Source organism: Peribacillus sp. SIMBA_075 (assembly GCF_046534585.1).
This window is the reverse complement of the sequence record NZ_JAWRYN010001378.1, coordinates 1-244: the sequence shown is the minus strand read 5'-3', so window position 1 is coordinate 244 and position 244 is coordinate 1. Positions and strand designations below refer to the sequence as shown.

1 protein-coding gene is annotated in these 244 nt (G+C 69.7%); it reads right to left on the bottom strand.

What is annotated here, in order from left to right; all coding sequences use genetic code 11:
* Positions 1 to 244: sulfotransferase family protein (locus SB775_RS32850; RefSeq protein WP_410865482.1), on the bottom strand; the 244-nt coding region annotated here is incomplete at both ends.

Here is a 244-nt window from a genome sequence, read left to right as displayed (position 1 = left end):
GGCATAGCGCGTGAACGGCGATCCCAGGGCGAAGAGCTGGCGGAAGTTGCTCAGGCAGCTGTCCAGTGGGTGCCGTCGCATGAGCACCACGCGCGCCGCCGGCAAGGCGTGCAGGATGTGGCCGATGTAGAGGAAATTGTGCGGCAGCTTGTCCACGAACCGCGGGCGCTGGCCGGTGAGCGGCCGCGTGGATTCGACGTAGCGACGCCCCAGGCCGGCCCAGTCGATGTCGGCGGTGCGGGCC